Source organism: Streptomyces sp. F001 (assembly GCF_004187715.1).
GTDB lineage: Bacteria > Actinomycetota > Actinomycetes > Streptomycetales > Streptomycetaceae > Streptomyces > Streptomyces flavusporus.
In genome coordinates this window covers 126,596-140,919 of the sequence record NZ_QZWF01000014.1, presented here as the reverse complement: position 1 = coordinate 140,919, position 14,324 = coordinate 126,596, and the positions used below count along the sequence as shown (strand labels likewise).

At 70.8% G+C, this 14,324-nt stretch carries 10 protein-coding genes, 3 tRNA genes and 1 pseudogene; 7 read left to right on the top strand and 7 right to left on the bottom strand.

Features of this window, described 5'->3' with window-relative positions; genetic code table 11:
* Window positions 1-44: 44 nt before the first annotated feature.
* Both StrepF001_RS33485 and StrepF001_RS33480 read right to left on the bottom strand, forming a co-directional pair.
* Window positions 45-251 carry a DUF2180 family protein gene (locus StrepF001_RS33485; protein WP_129801929.1) on the bottom strand — a complete coding sequence of 69 codons (207 nt, stop codon included), beginning with the start codon at window positions 249-251 and terminating at the stop codon, window positions 45-47.
* Window positions 252-607: 356 nt separating this feature from the next.
* Complete coding sequence (locus tag StrepF001_RS33480) at window positions 608-1,669, bottom strand: helix-turn-helix domain-containing protein (RefSeq protein WP_129801928.1); 1,062 nt, start codon at window positions 1,667-1,669, stop codon at window positions 608-610.
* A 464-nt stretch (window positions 1,670-2,133) separates the two neighbouring features.
* On the opposite strand from StrepF001_RS33480, the gene StrepF001_RS33475 reads away from it, so the two are divergent.
* The 3 genes from StrepF001_RS33475 (at window position 2,134) to StrepF001_RS33465 (ending at window position 9,808) form a co-directional block, all read left to right on the top strand.
* Entirely contained in the window at window positions 2,134-2,637 is a 504-nt protein-coding gene (locus tag StrepF001_RS33475) for a hypothetical protein (RefSeq protein WP_206307011.1), read from the top strand.
* Between the two features lie 88 nt (window positions 2,638-2,725).
* Window positions 2,726-4,771 carry a flotillin family protein gene (locus tag StrepF001_RS33470; protein ID WP_129801927.1) on the top strand — a complete coding sequence of 682 codons (2,046 nt, stop codon included), beginning with the start codon at window positions 2,726-2,728 and terminating at the stop codon, window positions 4,769-4,771.
* Between the two features lie 93 nt (window positions 4,772-4,864).
* Entirely contained in the window at window positions 4,865-9,808 is a 4,944-nt protein-coding gene (locus StrepF001_RS33465; RefSeq protein ID WP_129801926.1) for a DNA repair ATPase, read from the top strand.
* A 510-nt stretch (window positions 9,809-10,318) separates the two neighbouring features.
* Here the strand turns inward: StrepF001_RS33465 and StrepF001_RS33455 are convergent.
* Both StrepF001_RS33455 and StrepF001_RS33450 read right to left on the bottom strand, forming a co-directional pair.
* A complete protein-coding gene (locus StrepF001_RS33455; RefSeq protein ID WP_129801925.1) occupies window positions 10,319-10,726 on the bottom strand; it encodes a PIN domain nuclease in 408 nt (135 codons plus the stop codon).
* Entirely contained in the window at window positions 10,723-10,956 is a 234-nt protein-coding gene (locus StrepF001_RS33450; protein ID WP_129801956.1) for a type II toxin-antitoxin system VapB family antitoxin, read from the bottom strand. The genes StrepF001_RS33455 and StrepF001_RS33450 overlap by 4 nt, the downstream gene beginning before the upstream one ends.
* A gap of 91 nt (window positions 10,957-11,047) precedes the next feature.
* Between StrepF001_RS33450 and StrepF001_RS33445 the strand changes: the two are divergent.
* A pseudogene (locus StrepF001_RS33445) lies at window positions 11,048-11,327 on the top strand (BCCT family transporter); the annotation flags it as partial.
* A 151-nt stretch (window positions 11,328-11,478) separates the two neighbouring features.
* Entirely contained in the window at window positions 11,479-11,754 is a 276-nt protein-coding gene (locus tag StrepF001_RS33440; RefSeq protein WP_129801924.1) for a hypothetical protein, read from the top strand.
* 89 nt (window positions 11,755-11,843) lie between these two features.
* Here the strand turns inward: StrepF001_RS33440 and StrepF001_RS33435 are convergent.
* The 3 genes from StrepF001_RS33435 to StrepF001_RS33425 form a co-directional block, all read right to left on the bottom strand.
* Window positions 11,844-11,917: transfer RNA gene (locus tag StrepF001_RS33435), tRNA-Ile, on the bottom strand.
* A gap of 168 nt (window positions 11,918-12,085) precedes the next feature.
* Window positions 12,086-12,158, bottom strand: a tRNA-Asn gene (locus tag StrepF001_RS33430).
* Window positions 12,159-12,163: 5 nt separating this feature from the next.
* A tRNA-Asn gene (locus tag StrepF001_RS33425) sits at window positions 12,164-12,236 on the bottom strand.
* A gap of 157 nt (window positions 12,237-12,393) precedes the next feature.
* Here StrepF001_RS33425 and StrepF001_RS33420 point away from each other — a divergent pair.
* Window positions 12,394-12,693, top strand: a complete 300-nt coding sequence (locus tag StrepF001_RS33420) for a YtxH domain-containing protein (protein WP_129801923.1) — start codon at window positions 12,394-12,396, stop codon at window positions 12,691-12,693.
* Between the two features lie 174 nt (window positions 12,694-12,867).
* On the top strand, window positions 12,868-14,322 hold the full coding sequence (locus StrepF001_RS33415) for an FGGY family carbohydrate kinase (RefSeq protein ID WP_129801922.1): 1,455 nt from the start codon (window positions 12,868-12,870) through the stop codon (window positions 14,320-14,322).
* Window positions 14,323-14,324 lie beyond the last annotated feature (2 nt).

The following is a 14,324-nucleotide window of genomic DNA, read 5'->3' as shown; positions in this document are numbered from 1 at the left end:
CTGTGCACGCGTTGCGCTGGTCGACGCGTCTGCCACCGCGCCCATCAGCCCTCGTGCACGGCACGAGAGCAGACCCCGCACAGGAGTTCTCGTGCTGCAGGCTCATGGGTGGCCTTTCCCATGCCCACGAGTTGTGTGATCGTTTTCGTTTCATTCTGTACACGCTCCGAGCAGAGAGCGGCACCGCAGGAGCGGCAGATGGCCACTGCGGTGGAAACGCGCTCCAGAGCGAGGCAGTCGAAGCAGTTCATGACGCGTTCCCTTCCATCCATCTCTCCCACCGACCTTGCAGATCGGCCGGCTCGCCGAGTCCGCCACGGGCAGCGTGACCGTGCATGGCCCGGCACCGAGGCTGTCCAGAACCTGAACGCTGTTGACCACCATCGCCGCGGCCGGGCGCGGCTTCCCTCACGTCCCCCGCACACGGAGGAGTGCGCGATCGCGAGGAGTGTCACGCAACCGCCGGCCCATCTCCTTCTGGCAGTTCACCATGTACGGCCTGGTCGTCACCGCCGTCACCGTGGCCATCGCTCTCGGCTCTGTGTGACTGCGCTACTTCGCCCTCGCCTGAGCCGGACCAGGGGCCCCCTGGTCCGGCTCCGCCGGGTCACACTTCGTTGTCCGGCCAGCCCAGGAGCCGGGCGCCGATCACGGCGGTCTGCAGGGTGTAGCGGTGGACGGAGTCGGCCGGGTTGGCACCGGTGAGTTTGTGGATGCGCTCCAGGCGATAGGTGAAGGCGCGCACGCTCAGGTTCAGGCGGCGTGCCGCTTCGGCCGCGATGCAGCCGGAGTCGAAGTACGCGGTCAACGTGTCGATGAACGGCTGCGGGCCTCCGCGGGCGCTCTGCAGCGGGCCCAGAGTGTTGCGTACGAGGTCGGCCATGGCCTGCCGGTCACGGGTCAGGACGGGGTAGACGAGGAGATCGGCGGCGTGGAGCACCGGCTCGTGGAGCTGCAGCCGGTCGGCGAGGTCAAGGGAGTTGAGGGCTTCTTCGTAGGAGTGGACGACTCCACCGGCTCCCGGGTGGGGGCGTCCGATGGCGACCTGCCCCCCTTCGGTCGCCGCGTACGCCTGCTTGGCGAAGAACGCCAGCACATCGTCCTGGTCTCCGGGGGCGATGCAGATCAGCCGCCCGTCCTTGGTGGTGAGCAGGATCCGCCGCTCGCCGAATCTACTGATCAGGGCGCTCTCCACCTGCCGGGTGGCCGGATGCGTGTCCTCCACCGGCTTGCCGCCCTGGGCGACGGCAACCGCGTGAGCCCGGGAAAGGAGCAGCCCGAAGCGTTCGGCACGTTCGGCCAGGCGGCCGAGGTCACTGCGGCCGTAGAGAAGGTCGTCGATGAACTCCCGGCGCACAGCTTCCTCCTGCCGTACGGCAAGCCTCTGTGCCCGTTCGTGTCCTTCGGCGAAGGCGTCGATCGCCTGCTGGACGACGGCGAGCACGCGATCGGCTTCCGCGGAGGAGAGGGTCGCCAAGCTCTCGCGGGTCGCGGACAGGTGCCGACGGACAAGGGCCCGCAGCCCGAGGCCGGCCTCGGCGGCGCGCTCTCCCCGGGCCCGCAGGGACTCCAACTCATCCCGCGTGAGGCGGCGGCCTGTGCTGCTCGCCTCGGCCAGTATCCGGGCATAGCCCTCCAGATACTCGTCGGGTATTTCGCGCCCCGTCACCCGTCCTCCTTGTTCTTGACGCTCTGCTGGCGTTTTCCTGACGCACGATGGACAAGAGTGGCAGACCCGGGCTGGTGGTGCGCCGCGCAAGTCCACCGCCCGGTTCGCGGCGGGCGCCCTTTGCCCCAGGGCACAGCGTGCGGCCGGTGTCGCGATGGCGGGCACCGGCCCGAAACGATCCGCGGCCCCGGCCGGTCCAGGGCGACTCATCCGCAGGGCACGAACCCTGGACTCCCCCGGTCTCTTGACGCGACGATGACGCATCCTTAACAGGAACCGGCATCCGGGCCTTGGCGAACACTGCCGGGATCCGGCAGTGCGGGCGGGCCCATCGTGCAGGCAGGATGAGTGGCGGGGGAGCACTGAGGACGGTCCCGGTGCCGGACACCGGAAGGTGTGCCGCACCGGGGCCCAACGCTCCTTCAGTGGTCCACGGAATCGGGCATATCGGGGGTGAGTTGAGCATGCGGGGGTTTCTCGAAGCGGCTACCGGCTTCCCCGCCCTTCTGTTCACGGCCGCCCTCGTCGTCGTCGGGTGCTTCTGGCTGCTGGTCGCCGTGGGCGCCGCTGAGCCCGACAGTTTCGACCGGGACGCGGATCTCGACGCCTGGGGCATGGGCGGGGCGCCGGTCGCGGTCGCGTTCTCGCTGCTGACTGTGTTCGCCTGGTTGCTCGGTCTCGGCGCTGCGATCCTGTTGGACGCCTTCGCGGCCTCGGGCGTACTCGGAGGCCTGCTGAGGATCACGGCGCCCGTCTGGGCGCTGCTCGTCGCCTGGCGGCTGACCTGCGTATTCGTACGGCCGTTGCACCGCCTCTTCCCCGATGAACCCGGGCCGTCACGGCCCGCCGAGACCGAGGTCCTCGTCAGCGGCAGCACGGCTCTGCCGCGTGCCTGCCACGAGGCCGGCGAGCCCGGCCTGGCCTCGCCGTACGACGTGGCGCTCGAGCTGCGCGATCGCGCCGCCTGAATCGCACCTTCGCCGGGGGACCGAACCGCCTCGTCGTCGAGCCCCCTCCCTCACGCTTCAGTTCCCTTACGCCTGAAGGACGTATGTCATGGATGCCATCACCGTGGGCATCGGCGTGCTCGTCGCCGTCGGCCTGCTCGTCGCGCTCACTGTCGTGTTCGTCTTCTCCCGGCTGTTCCGCAAGGTGGAGCAGGGCAAGGCGCTGATCGTCTCCAAGATGCGGAAGGTCGACGTCACCTTCACCGGGCAGATCGTGCTGCCCGTGCTGCACAAGGCCGAGGTGATGGACATCTCGGTGAAGACCATCGAGATCACCCGGGCCGGCAAGGAAGGCCTGATCTGCCGGGACAACATCCGTGCCGACATCCGGATCACGTTCTTCGTGAAGGTCAACAAGACCGTCGACGACGTCATCAAGGTCGCCCAGGCCGTCGGCACCGCGCCGGCCAGCGACCGCAACACGCTCCAGGAGCTGTTCCACGCGAAGTTCTCCGAGGCGCTGAAGACCGTCGGCAAGCAGATGGACTTCACCGACCTGTACACCAAGCGCGAGGAGCTGCGGTACCGGATCATCGAGGTCATCGGCGTCGACCTCAACGGCTACCACCTGGAGGACGCGGCGATCGACTACCTGGAGCAGACGCCGCTGACCCAGCTCGACCCGGCCAACGTCCTCGATGCCCAGGGCATCCGGAAGATCACCGAGCTGACGGCCGTGGAGCACGTGCGCACCAACGAGGCCCAGCGCAGCGAGGAGAAGGAGATCACCCGGCAGAACGTCGATGCGCGCGAGGCCATCCTGGAGCTGGAGCGCCGCCAGGCCGACGCCGAGATCAAGCAGAAGCGGGAGATCGAGACCGTGCGGGCCCGCGAGGAGGCCGAGACCGCGCGGGTGGTGGAGGAGGAGCGGCTGCGTGCGCAGGGCGCCTTCCTCAAGACCGAGGAGCAGCTCGGGGTGCAGCGAGAGAACCAGGCTCGCGAGGTCGCCGTCGCCGCGAAGAACCGTGAGCGGGTCATCGCCATCGAGAACGAGCGCATCGAGAAGGACCGGCTCCTCGAAGTCATCGCGCGCGACCGGGAGACGGAGCTGACGCGGATCGCCGCCGAGAAGGAGGTCGAGGCGGAGAAGCGGGACATCGCCGAGGTCGTCCGGGAGCGCGTGGCCGTGGACCGTACGGTCGCGGAGCAGGAGGAGTCCATCAAGAGGCTGCGCGCCGTGGAGGAGGCGGAGCGGCAGCGGCAGGCCGTGATCATCGCCGCCGAGGCGGAGGCGCAGGAGCAGCTGGTCAAGGACATCAAGGCGGCCGAGGCCGCGGAGCAGGCCGCCGTGCACCGCGCTGCCGAGGAACTCTCCCTCGCCGAGGCCCGGTTGAAGTGCGCCGACCTCGACGCGCAGGCCAAGCTGCGGCTGGCCGAGGGCGTGCAGGCCGAGGCGGCGGCAGAAGGGCTCGCGGCCGTTCAGGTCCGCGACAAGGAGGCCGAGGTCATCGAGAAGGCGGGCCGTGCCGAGGCCGAGACCACCGAGGCGCGGATGCGGGCCGAGGCGGAGGGCGCCCGGGCCCAGGCGCACGCCGCGGCGCAGGCCATCGGCGAGAAGCTCAAGGCGGAGGCGGCCGGCCTGACCGAGAAGGCCGCCGCGATGGCCGCGCTCGACGAGGCGTCCCGCGCACACGAGGAGTACCGGTTGCGCCTGGAGGCGGAGAAGGACATCCGGCTCGCCGGGCTGGACGTGCAGCGGCAGGTCGCCGAGGCACAGGCCACGGTGCTGGCGACCGGGCTGGAGAACGCCGACATCAACATCGTCGGAGGCGAGTCGGTCTTCTTCGACCGGCTGGTGTCGTCGATCGCGCTCGGCAAGGGCGTGGACGGGTTCGTCCAGCACTCCGAGACGGCCCAGGCGCTGGCGAAGCCCTGGCTGGACGGCACCTCCAGCTTCACCGACGACCTCAGCCGCGTCCTCGGCTCGGTGTCGACGGCCGACGTGCAGAACCTGACCGTCTCCGCGCTGCTGATGAAGCTGATGAAGACCGGCGGGGCCAACTCCGGCCGGCTTCAGCAGCTCATGGACCGGGCGGGCGAACTGGGCCTGGCCGATCTGCCGCTGACCGAACTCAACGGCAGCGTCAGGGCCTGATCACCCACCCCGGGTACGGAGCTGCCGCGCAGGAGACGGCAGCTCCGTACCCCTCTCTCGTGAACTGCATCGAACGCGAAGGGAAGCCCGACCATGGCAACCGGCCTGGACACCGGTACGCAGCAGGCACTCGACACCGGCACGTACGAGGTGCTGCGCGACCGGCTCACCGCGCAGGCCGCCGAACTCGCCCGCCGCGCCGAGGCGCTCAACACGCGCCGCACCGAGGAGTTCGGCTCGATGCGGCTCGAACTCACCGGCACCGAGCGGCTGCGCACCGAGCACAACTGCGTGCCCCGCGACATCGTCTCCGTCGGTGACGCGCTGCTCTTCGGCCACAACGTCCTCCTCGGCCAGGGGTCCGAGACGACCGTCGGCGACGTCTTCGCGCTGCACGACCGCGACCTGAACAGGCTGCCCGAGGACGCGGTCCCCGGCCTGCTCGACGACCCTGCCTTCGTACGGGAGCTCGCGGCCCTCTACCGCTACTACCGCCAGGCCCACCTGCTCCAGCTCCGCCGCGTCGACGGAAAGCTGCTGGCCGTCTTCCGGACGGGCGAGAAGGCCGAGGACATCCGCGTCCTGCGCTGGACGCTGTCCGACGACGGTCAGGTCCGCTTCCTCGACGCGCGCGGCGAGCGCGATCACGTCTTCCCGCCGTCCCACGACTTCGAGTGGACCGAGACGACCCGCGAGGACCACGTCCTCGGTCGCCACCCGCACGTCTCCGTCGAGGGCGAGGTCTTCGTCGAGACGGTCGCCGGCACGCTGACCGTCAAGGTGGAGGACAACACCGAGACGGGCGAGGGCATCTACGCCGAGCCGGTCGACGAGCCGCTGCAGTCCCTCGCCGACGCGGACATCGCGCACGCGCGCGTGGGCGCCCTGATCCTGCTGCGTATCCGCCCCTACAAGGAGGACGCCCACCGGTATCTGGTGTTCAACACGCTCACCAGGACCGTCGTCCGCCTCGACGGCATCGGAAAGGCTTGCCGCCGCCTCCCCGACGACCAGGGCATCGTTTTTCCCGGCGGCTACTGCCTGGCCACCGGCACGCACAAGACGTACGACCTCGACACCGCCGACCTGGAGTTCGAGCGCGAGGTGCGCTCTCCCAACGGGGAGGACGTGTTGTACGCCTTCCACGCGCGTGTGGAGGGCCGCAGCCTGCTGCTGCCGTACAACATGATCCGCAAGGAGGTCGCCACCCCGCTCCCCTGCCACGGCTGGGCGCTCTTCGACGACGGCGGCCTGCTGGTGCTGCGCGCCGACGGCGATGAGCCGCAGCGTGTGCACCCGGTCCAGCTGTGGCGCTCCCCGTACGTCTCCGACACCCACGCCGCCGCTCAGCCGGTCGGCACCGGACCGCTTGCCCGCGTCGGCAACGCGGACCTCGTCCGCGGCATCTCCGACTGCCTGTCCATCACGCGTGCCGTCGCCGAGACCACCCCGACGACCGAAGTGTACGAGGCGCTGGCCGCCGCCTGCGTCCGGGCCGCCGACTCCTACCACTGGCTGGACGACAGCGAACTCGGCGACCTGCTGGGCCCGTTGGACCAGCTGCGCGCCACTGTCGAGCAGGTACTGGCCGAGTTCGAGACCGTCCAGAGGCTCACCCGGCAGGCCACCGACGCGCTCGGCGAGGCCACCGCGCGGGCCGCGGGGGTGGTACGACGCCTGCGCGGCGAAGTCCCGCGCAGCGCCGCCGCTTGGGTGGCGGGACTGACCGAACTCCGATATGCCCAGGGCCACTTGCTCACGCTCAAGGACATGCGGTACACGGACACCGCACGCATCGACGAACTCGCCACCGATGTCGAGGCCGACCTCGCCTCCTTCGGGCAGCGGGCCGTCGCCCACCTGGCCCGTGAGGACGCCTTCGCCGAGCACCACGCGGACGTCGAACGGCTCCTCGTGGACGCAGAGGCGGTCGCCACCGTCGCGGAGGCCGCGCCCGTCGCCGCCCGCCTCGACGAACTCACCGACGGGCTGCGCACGGTGACCGAGGTCGTCGCCGGGCTCGACACCGGCGACGCCACCGTCCGCACCTCCGTCCTGGAGCGGATCGCCGAAGTGCTCGGCGGCGTCAACCGCGCCCGCGCGACCCTGGACACCCGCCGCCACGAACTCCAGGGCCGCGAGGGGCGGGCCGCCTTCGCCGCCGAGTTCGCGCTGCTCGGCCAGGCGGTCACCGGCGCGCTCGCGGCCGCCGACAGCCCAGAGGCGTGCGACGAGCACCTCGCCCGCATGCTGGTGCAGGTAGAGAACCTGGAGTCCCGGTTCGCCGAGTTCGACGACTTCCTCGGCGAGCTCGCGGACAAACGCGACGAGGTCCACGAGGCGTTCTCCACGCGCAGGCAGACCCTCGCCGACGCACGTGCCCGGCGCGCCGAGCGTCTCGCCGACTCGGCGTCCCGCGTGCTGCGGACGGTCAGCCGCCGCGCGGGCACACTCGCCGACACCGATGCCGTCACCACATACTTCACCTCCGACCCGATGCCCTCCAAGGTCCGTCGCATCGCCGACGAACTGCGCGCACTCGGCGACCAGGTCCGGGCGGAGGAGCTGGACGGCCGCCTCAAGGCCGCCCGCCAGGAGGCCCTCCGCGCCCTGCGCGACCGCACCGACCTGTACGCCGACGACGGCCGCACCCTGCGCCTGGGCGCCCACCGCTTCGCCGTCAACACCCAGCCTCTCGACCTCACCCTGGTCCCGCACAGCGACGGCCTCGCCTTCGCGCTGACCGGCACCGACTACCGCTCGCCGGTGACCGACCCGGACTTCGCCGCCACCCGCCCGTACTGGAACCACCCCCTGCCGTCGGAGTCGCCCGAGGTCTACCGGGCCGAACACCTCGCCGCCCGGCTGCTGGACGAGCACGGCCCGACGGCCCTCGCGGATGCCGGCCTGCCGGACCTCGTACGGCAGGCCGCGGAGACGGCGTACGACGAGGGCTACGAGCGCGGCGTCCACGACCACGACGCCGTGCTGATCCTCCGGGCGCTCCTGCGCCTGCACGAGTCTTCGGGCCTGCTGCGGCACAAGCCGGCCGCCCGTGCCACCGCCCAACTGTTCTGGGCGCACGGCACGACGGCCGAGGCACGCACGAGCTGGACCCGACGCGCGGCGTCGCTGGCCCGCGCCCGGGACACGTTCGGCCCGGCACCAGCGATCGCCGACCTCGAGCGTGAGTTGGCGGAGGCGATCGGCGGGGACGGATCGGATGCCGCCGCCGCGTACCTCTTCGAGGAGCTGACCAGCGGCCCGGACGGCTTCGTCCTCAGCTCCGGCGTCCGCACCCTGCTCGACAAGTTCCGCCGCACGGTGGGGACATCCGCGTACGACGACGACCTTGCCGCCCTCGGCGACCTGGCCGCCCGCAGGCAGCTGGTCGAGGCATGGCTCTCGTCGTACGCCGCGTCCACCGACCCGGACATCCTGTCCGGCGACCTTGCCGAGGCGGTGGCCGCCGAGCTCTGCCCGGGCCTGACCCGCTACGAGTACGACGCGCCCCTGACCGAGACCGTCGAGGGGCTGCTCGGCACCCATCCGCGCATCACCGCCCGTACGCTCACGCTCCGCATCGACGAACTCCTCGCCCGTACCCGCGCGTTCCGCACCCACGACGTGCCCGCCCACCGCGCCTACCAGCGCCGCCGCACCGCCCTGCTGAGCACCGAGCGGTCCCGGCTCCGCCTGGAGGAGTACCGCCCCCGGGTGATGTCCACGTTCGTCCGCAACCGGCTCGTGGACGAGGTGTACCTGCCGCTGATCGGCGACAGCCTCGCCGGGCAGCTCGGCACCACGGGCGACTCCAGGCGCACCGACACCGGCGGCCTGCTGCTGCTCATCTCCCCGCCGGGCTACGGCAAGACCACGCTCATGGAGTACGTCGCCGACCGCCTCGGCATGCTCCTGGTCAAGGTCAGCGGCCCCGCGCTCGGCCACGCCGTCACCTCGCTCGACCCGGCCGAGGCCCCGAACGCCACCGCCCGACAGGAGATCGAGAAGATCAACTTCGCGCTGGAGGCGGGCAACAACGTCCTGCTGTACCTGGACGACATCCAGCACACCTCTCCGGAGCTGCTGCAGAAGTTCATCCCGCTCTGCGACACCACCCGCCGCATCGACGGAGTCCGGGACGGTGAGCCGCGCACCTACGACCTGCGTGGCAAGCGGTTCGCGGTCTGCATGGCGGGCAACCCCTACACCGAGTCCGGCAGCCGGTTCCGCGTCCCCGACATGCTCGCCAACCGCGCCGACGTGTGGAACCTCGGCGACGTCCTGACCGGCAAGGAGGACGCCTTCGCGCTCAGCTTCATCGAGAACGCCCTCACCGCCAACCCGGTCCTCGCCCCGCTCGCCGTCCGCGGCCGCGCCGACCTCGACCTGTTCGTCCGCCTCGCCGAGGGCGATCCCACAGCCCGCGCCGACCGGCTCGCCCACCCTTACCCGCCCGCCGAGCTGGAGCGCGCCCTGGCTGTGCTGCGTCATCTGCTGACGGCCCGTACGACGATCCTCGCCGTGAACGCCGCGTACATCACCTCCGCCGCGCAGACGGACGACACCCGCACCGAGCCGCCCTTCCAGCTGCAGGGCTCGTACCGCAACATGAACAAGATCACCCAGCGCATCCAGCCGGTCATGAACGACGCCGAACTCGCCGCCGTCATCGACGACCACTACTCGGCCGAGGCCCAGACCCTCACCACCGGCGCCGAGGCCAACCTGCTGAAGCTGGCGGAGCTGCGCGGCACGCTGACTGATGAACAGGCGGCGCGCTGGGCCGATGTGAAGACCGCCTACGTCCGCACCCAGGCCCTCGGTGGCCCGGAGGACGACCATCCCCCAGCCTTCGGCCGGGGGGACCCCCATCTCGCTGCGCTCGCCCGCGCGGTCGCCGCTCTGGGCCTGCTCGCCGACCGGATCGCCGCCGTCGAGTCGGCGATCAACCGCGCCGCCGACCCGCGCAACCTCGTGGCCGACCCCACGGCCCGGCACGCGGCCCGCCCGGTCTCCGGCCGCGGAGAGCCGTGAGCTGCCACGCAACCGTCCGGCGGGTGCGAAGCGGCTGCGGTCGGCCATCGCCCCCGGTAGGTGCGGGCGGCGAGAACGCGGCGCTCCACGTCGTACAGCACGTCCCCCGCCCAGCTGACGTAGGCGTCCCCGCGACCCGCCGCAGCACCCCGTACCGCAGCAGCAGCCGTACCACGGCGGCGAGGTCCAGGCGCTCGTCGCGCCGCTCGTTCAACTACCGTACGGCGGCCAGAAAGTTGAGGGATCACCCCAGCGCGCGTCCGCGCAGCAGCCGGGCTCGGTGGACTCGAAGCGGTCGGGCTCGGCGGGCTGCGACGCCATCGTCCCGGCATTTTCCCCGACGCATACTCCCTCGCGGCAACCATGGCCGTACCTTCACACTGAGCCACGGCGCGCCGTACGCCTCGGGCTGTGCAGCCCGGGTGCGCACGGGCGGGCGAGTGCCGTCGGACGAGCGCCGTCACAGCCCCAGGAGCACAGCCGGCAGCGCGGACGTCGGGGTGGGTCACTTCACGACCGTACGTCGCGTTGCTCAACCTCTTTGAGGACTGCCGCCACGGCGGCGAAGTCGTTGTCCACGTGGAGCACGGTGTGGCCGTGGTGGACCGCAGTCGCGCAGACGAGGAGATCGATGGCGCCCGCGGCTCGGTGCTGACCTCGCTGCGTGAGTTTGTACTGCGCGGTGTCGACCCAGCGCCACGCGTTCTTCGGGACCGGTGACGGCCGGCACAGGGCGTCCAGTTCCTCGGCAAGTTCGTCACGGTGGGCCGGGCTGGTGGCGGAGTAGAGGAACTCGGTGCGCGTGGGCTCACAGATGTGGAACACGCCGGCGGCGATGTGCCCCTCCCAGGGCCGCAGCGCCCCCGGCGCGCGGAAGAGGTGCCACAGAGCAGAGGTGTCGAGCAGGTAGGTGATCACTCAAAGGCCGCCCGCCGCGCGCGCTTGACGGCCTCGTGCGCAGCCGCGGCGGCCTCGAACTCGCCGCGCTCGCCCCGCGCGGCCAGCTTCTCGGCGGCTTCCAGCCGCTTTACGCGCGCCACATAGTCCCGCAGGGCCGCGTTGACGGTCTCCTTCTTCGTGGTGGAGCCCATGAGGCGCATCGCCTCGGCGAGTGCCTCGTCATCCAGATCGATCTGCGTCACCGACATCTCGGCCGGCACCTCCGAATACGCGATGTACATAGTCAGGATACAACGCCAACATACACACGCACGACGCACAGCATCCGGCAGCCTCGAGGCAAGCGGTATGGAGAGCCAGTCCGCTCAAGCCGCGCGAACGGCCATGCAGTACTCGCTCTTCCACTGGACGCTCACCCCGTGGGCGATCTACGGGATCGTGGCTCGCGCTGGCGTACGCCACCTTTCGCAAGGGCCGGGGCAATCGGCTCAGCGCCGTGTTCGTGCCGCTCATCGGGGCGCGGCGGGCGGTGTCCTGGCAGGGCAAGGTGATCGATCTGCTCGCCGTCTTCGCGACCGTCTTCGGTACGGCGACGAGCCTGGGCCTGGGCGCGCTCCGCCATCGCCTGGGGGATGAAGCGTGAGGAGGCGTTCAGCAGGAACTGGGCACGGCTCGTCGAACTGCCGACCGTCAGCCGGCCCAAGCCACTGGTGTGAACGCCAGAGCGTGTCGAGCACTGGAAGCGAACCGGCGAGAAGCCGGGCCCCGTCATGGTCTGGACGCCCGAGCAGACCGGCGCCTTCCTGGACTTCGTCCGGGACGACTGGCTCTGCCCCCTGCGGCATTCCTTCGTCTTCCTCGGTCCCCGCCGGGGCGAGATGTGCGCCCTGCCGTGGACCGAAGTCAGCCTCACCGCACCGGGATGGACCCCGAAAGCCGGGCTCCGGTTCCAGTCGCTCCTGGTGCCCCCGAGGCCGACGAGCAGGACCGAGGACTGTCTCAGGAGTCTGCTCAGGCCCCTGCAGGGCCCCTGGATCTTGATCTGAGAGGGTGAGCGAGGGCCGCCACTCACGTGTGGCAGCCCTCGTTCAGGCGTTTTCGCAGGTAGAAACGATCCTGCACACCGCTGACGCGGTGGGGCGGGTGGGACTCGAACCCACGGCCGACGGATTATGAGTCCGCTGCTCTAACCGGCTGAGCTACCGCCCCATAGCGGCGTGTCGCGTACACGTGTGCGCGCCGTCTGCCGCAGCATAGCCGCTCATACGATCTCCTGCTCCGGATGGTCGGCTTCGCATGACCTTGAGGACTCCGCCCTGACCGTGGCGGTTCCACCGGACATGAAAAAGGACCCCTGCGGGGTCCTCGTTCAGGCTGCTCCCCCGACTGGACTCGAACCAGTAACCTGCCGGTTAACAGCCGGCTGCTCTGCCAATTGAGCTACGGAGGACCGAGCTCCCCCGACTGGACTCGAACCAGTAACCTGCCGGTTAACAGCCGGCTGCTCTGCCAATTGAGCTACGGAGGAATGCCTCGTTGCATCGAACGCACCTACCTGGGTATTCGCCAGGGGGCGCGCGCTCGCTGCGACACATACATTAGCGCAAGCAGGGGGGTGCTCCGCCAATCGGTTCCCCCCGGCCCGGCGCCGTACCAGGGACCTACGCAAGGGAAGGGTGGCCGCCATGCGTTACCGGCTCACGTTCGTCGTCGGACTCGCTGTGGGTTACGTGCTGGGCACACGCGCAGGGCGTGAGCGCTACGAGCAGCTGAAGAAGTCCGCCCGTCAGATCGCGCAGAACCCCGCCGTCCGCAACACCGCGGAGACCGCAGCACAACAGGGCCGCCACTTCGCGGGCAAGGCGTACCACACGGTCAGCGAGAAGGTCGGCGACCACATGCCCGACTCCGTCGCCCAGCGCGTGCGCAGCCTCCGCCACGCCAACGGCTTCCCCGAGGACGACTGGGGCACCAGCAACACATAGCGACACCTCCTCGGTGCCGGGCGCTGCAGCCAACTCAGGGGCGCGGGGCCGTGTCGATATGCGGCTCCGCCGCGTGGGCGCGACCAGCCACAACGAACCCGCACCCGAAAAACCACAGGCACCCCACGGTGCCCATGGCTCAAGCAAGCGCTGCGCTACGGCAGAATTTGAGCCATGGGGATAGTCGCCGGGCTGGACAGTTCGCCTGATTTCACTCGTATCGTCGTCTGCGATGCGGACACGGGAGCCGTGCTGCGGCAGGGCTATGCGCCGCATCCGGTGGAGGGCCCTGAAGGCAGTGGGCGGCCCAGCGATGTGGATCCGCAGGCCTGGCTGCTCTCCCTGGGCGAGGCGGCCGGTGGTGGGCTGCTCGAAGGGGTGCAGGCCATCGGCGTCTCCGCGCAGGCGAACGCGGTCGTGCCGCTGGACACGCAGGGCGGCACCGTACGGCCGGCGATGGTCGGCGGGGACAAGCGGGCGCAGGTCGCGGCGGCCGATCTGATCGACACGCTCGGCGGGCGCGAGGCGTGGGCGCAGGCGGTGGGGTGTGTTCCGCAGGCCGCGCAGCCCGTCACCAAGCTGCGGTGGCTCGCCAAGAACGAGCCCGAGGCGGCGCTGCGCACTGCCGTGCTCATGCAGGCGCACGACTGGCTGGTGTGGCAGCTGCTGGGGCGGCCGGTGCGCCGGACCACCGACCGTGGCGGGGCTTCCGGGACGGGGTACTGGTCCGCGGCCACCGGCGCCTACCGGCCCGACCTGGTCGAGCTGGCGCTCGGTCACCAGGTCATGCTGCCCGAGGTGATCGGGCCGTCCGACGCGGCCGGTACGACGCCGGAGGGGCTGTTGATCTCCGCCGGGACCGGCGAGACCATGGCCGCCGCCTTCGGGCTGGGGCTGGGGCTGGGCGACGCGGTGGTGTCGCTGGGCGCGTCCGGGTCCGTGATGGCGGTGCATCCCGAGGCCCTGTACGACCAGACCGGGATGATCACGTCGCTGGCCGACGCCACCGGCATGCATCTGCCGGTCGTGACCACCCTGAACGCCGTACGGACCCTGCGCGGCACCGCCGAACTGCTCGGTCTTGCCGACCTGGAGAGTCTGTCCGACCTGGCGATGAAGTCGACGCCGGGCGCCCATGGGCTCGTACTCCTGCCGTATCTGGAGGGTGAGCGCACGCCGGCGCTGCCGCACACCGCGGGGACGCTGGCCGGGCTGCGGCGGGAGTCGATGAAGGCGGAGCACCTGGCGCGGGCGGCGTTCGAGGGCATGCTGTGCGGGCTCGCGGACGCGCTGGACGTGCTGCGCGGCCGGGGTGTGGAGGTGCGGCGGATCTTTCTGCTCGGGCCGGCCGCGGAGCTGCCCGCCGTGCAGGCCGCGGCGCCCTCGCTGTTCGGGGCGCAGGTCGTCGTGCCGCAGCCCGCGGACTACGCGGCGATCGGTGCCGCGCGGCAGGCGGCCTGGGCGCTGGGGGTGTCGCAGGGCACCCTCGACCCGCGCACCCCGCCGGCCTGGCAGGGCGCGGTGGCGCAGGTGCTCGAGCCCGGTGAGGAGCTGGCCGTGGGGCAGGCGGTGCGGCAGCAGTTCGTGTCGGTGCGCGAGCAGACACATCCGGGCGCCTTCCGCCCGTAGCA

Coding starts and splice junctions, on each gene's coding strand:
- StrepF001_RS33485 (WP_129801929.1), bottom strand. CDS start 251: ATGAACTGCTTCGACTGCCTCGCTCTGGAGCGCGTTTCCACCGCAGTG.
- StrepF001_RS33475 (WP_206307011.1), top strand. CDS start 2,134: ATGCGGGGGTTTCTCGAAGCGGCTACCGGCTTCCCCGCCCTTCTGTTC.
- StrepF001_RS33470 (WP_129801927.1), top strand. CDS start 2,726: ATGGATGCCATCACCGTGGGCATCGGCGTGCTCGTCGCCGTCGGCCTG.
- StrepF001_RS33465 (WP_129801926.1), top strand. CDS start 4,865: ATGGCAACCGGCCTGGACACCGGTACGCAGCAGGCACTCGACACCGGC.
- StrepF001_RS33450 (WP_129801956.1), bottom strand. CDS start 10,956: ATGTCGGTGACGCAGATCGATCTGGATGACGAGGCACTCGCCGAGGCG.
- StrepF001_RS33440 (WP_129801924.1), top strand. CDS start 11,479: ATGGTCTGGACGCCCGAGCAGACCGGCGCCTTCCTGGACTTCGTCCGG.
- StrepF001_RS33420 (WP_129801923.1), top strand. CDS start 12,394: ATGCGTTACCGGCTCACGTTCGTCGTCGGACTCGCTGTGGGTTACGTG.
- StrepF001_RS33415 (WP_129801922.1), top strand. CDS start 12,868: ATGGGGATAGTCGCCGGGCTGGACAGTTCGCCTGATTTCACTCGTATC.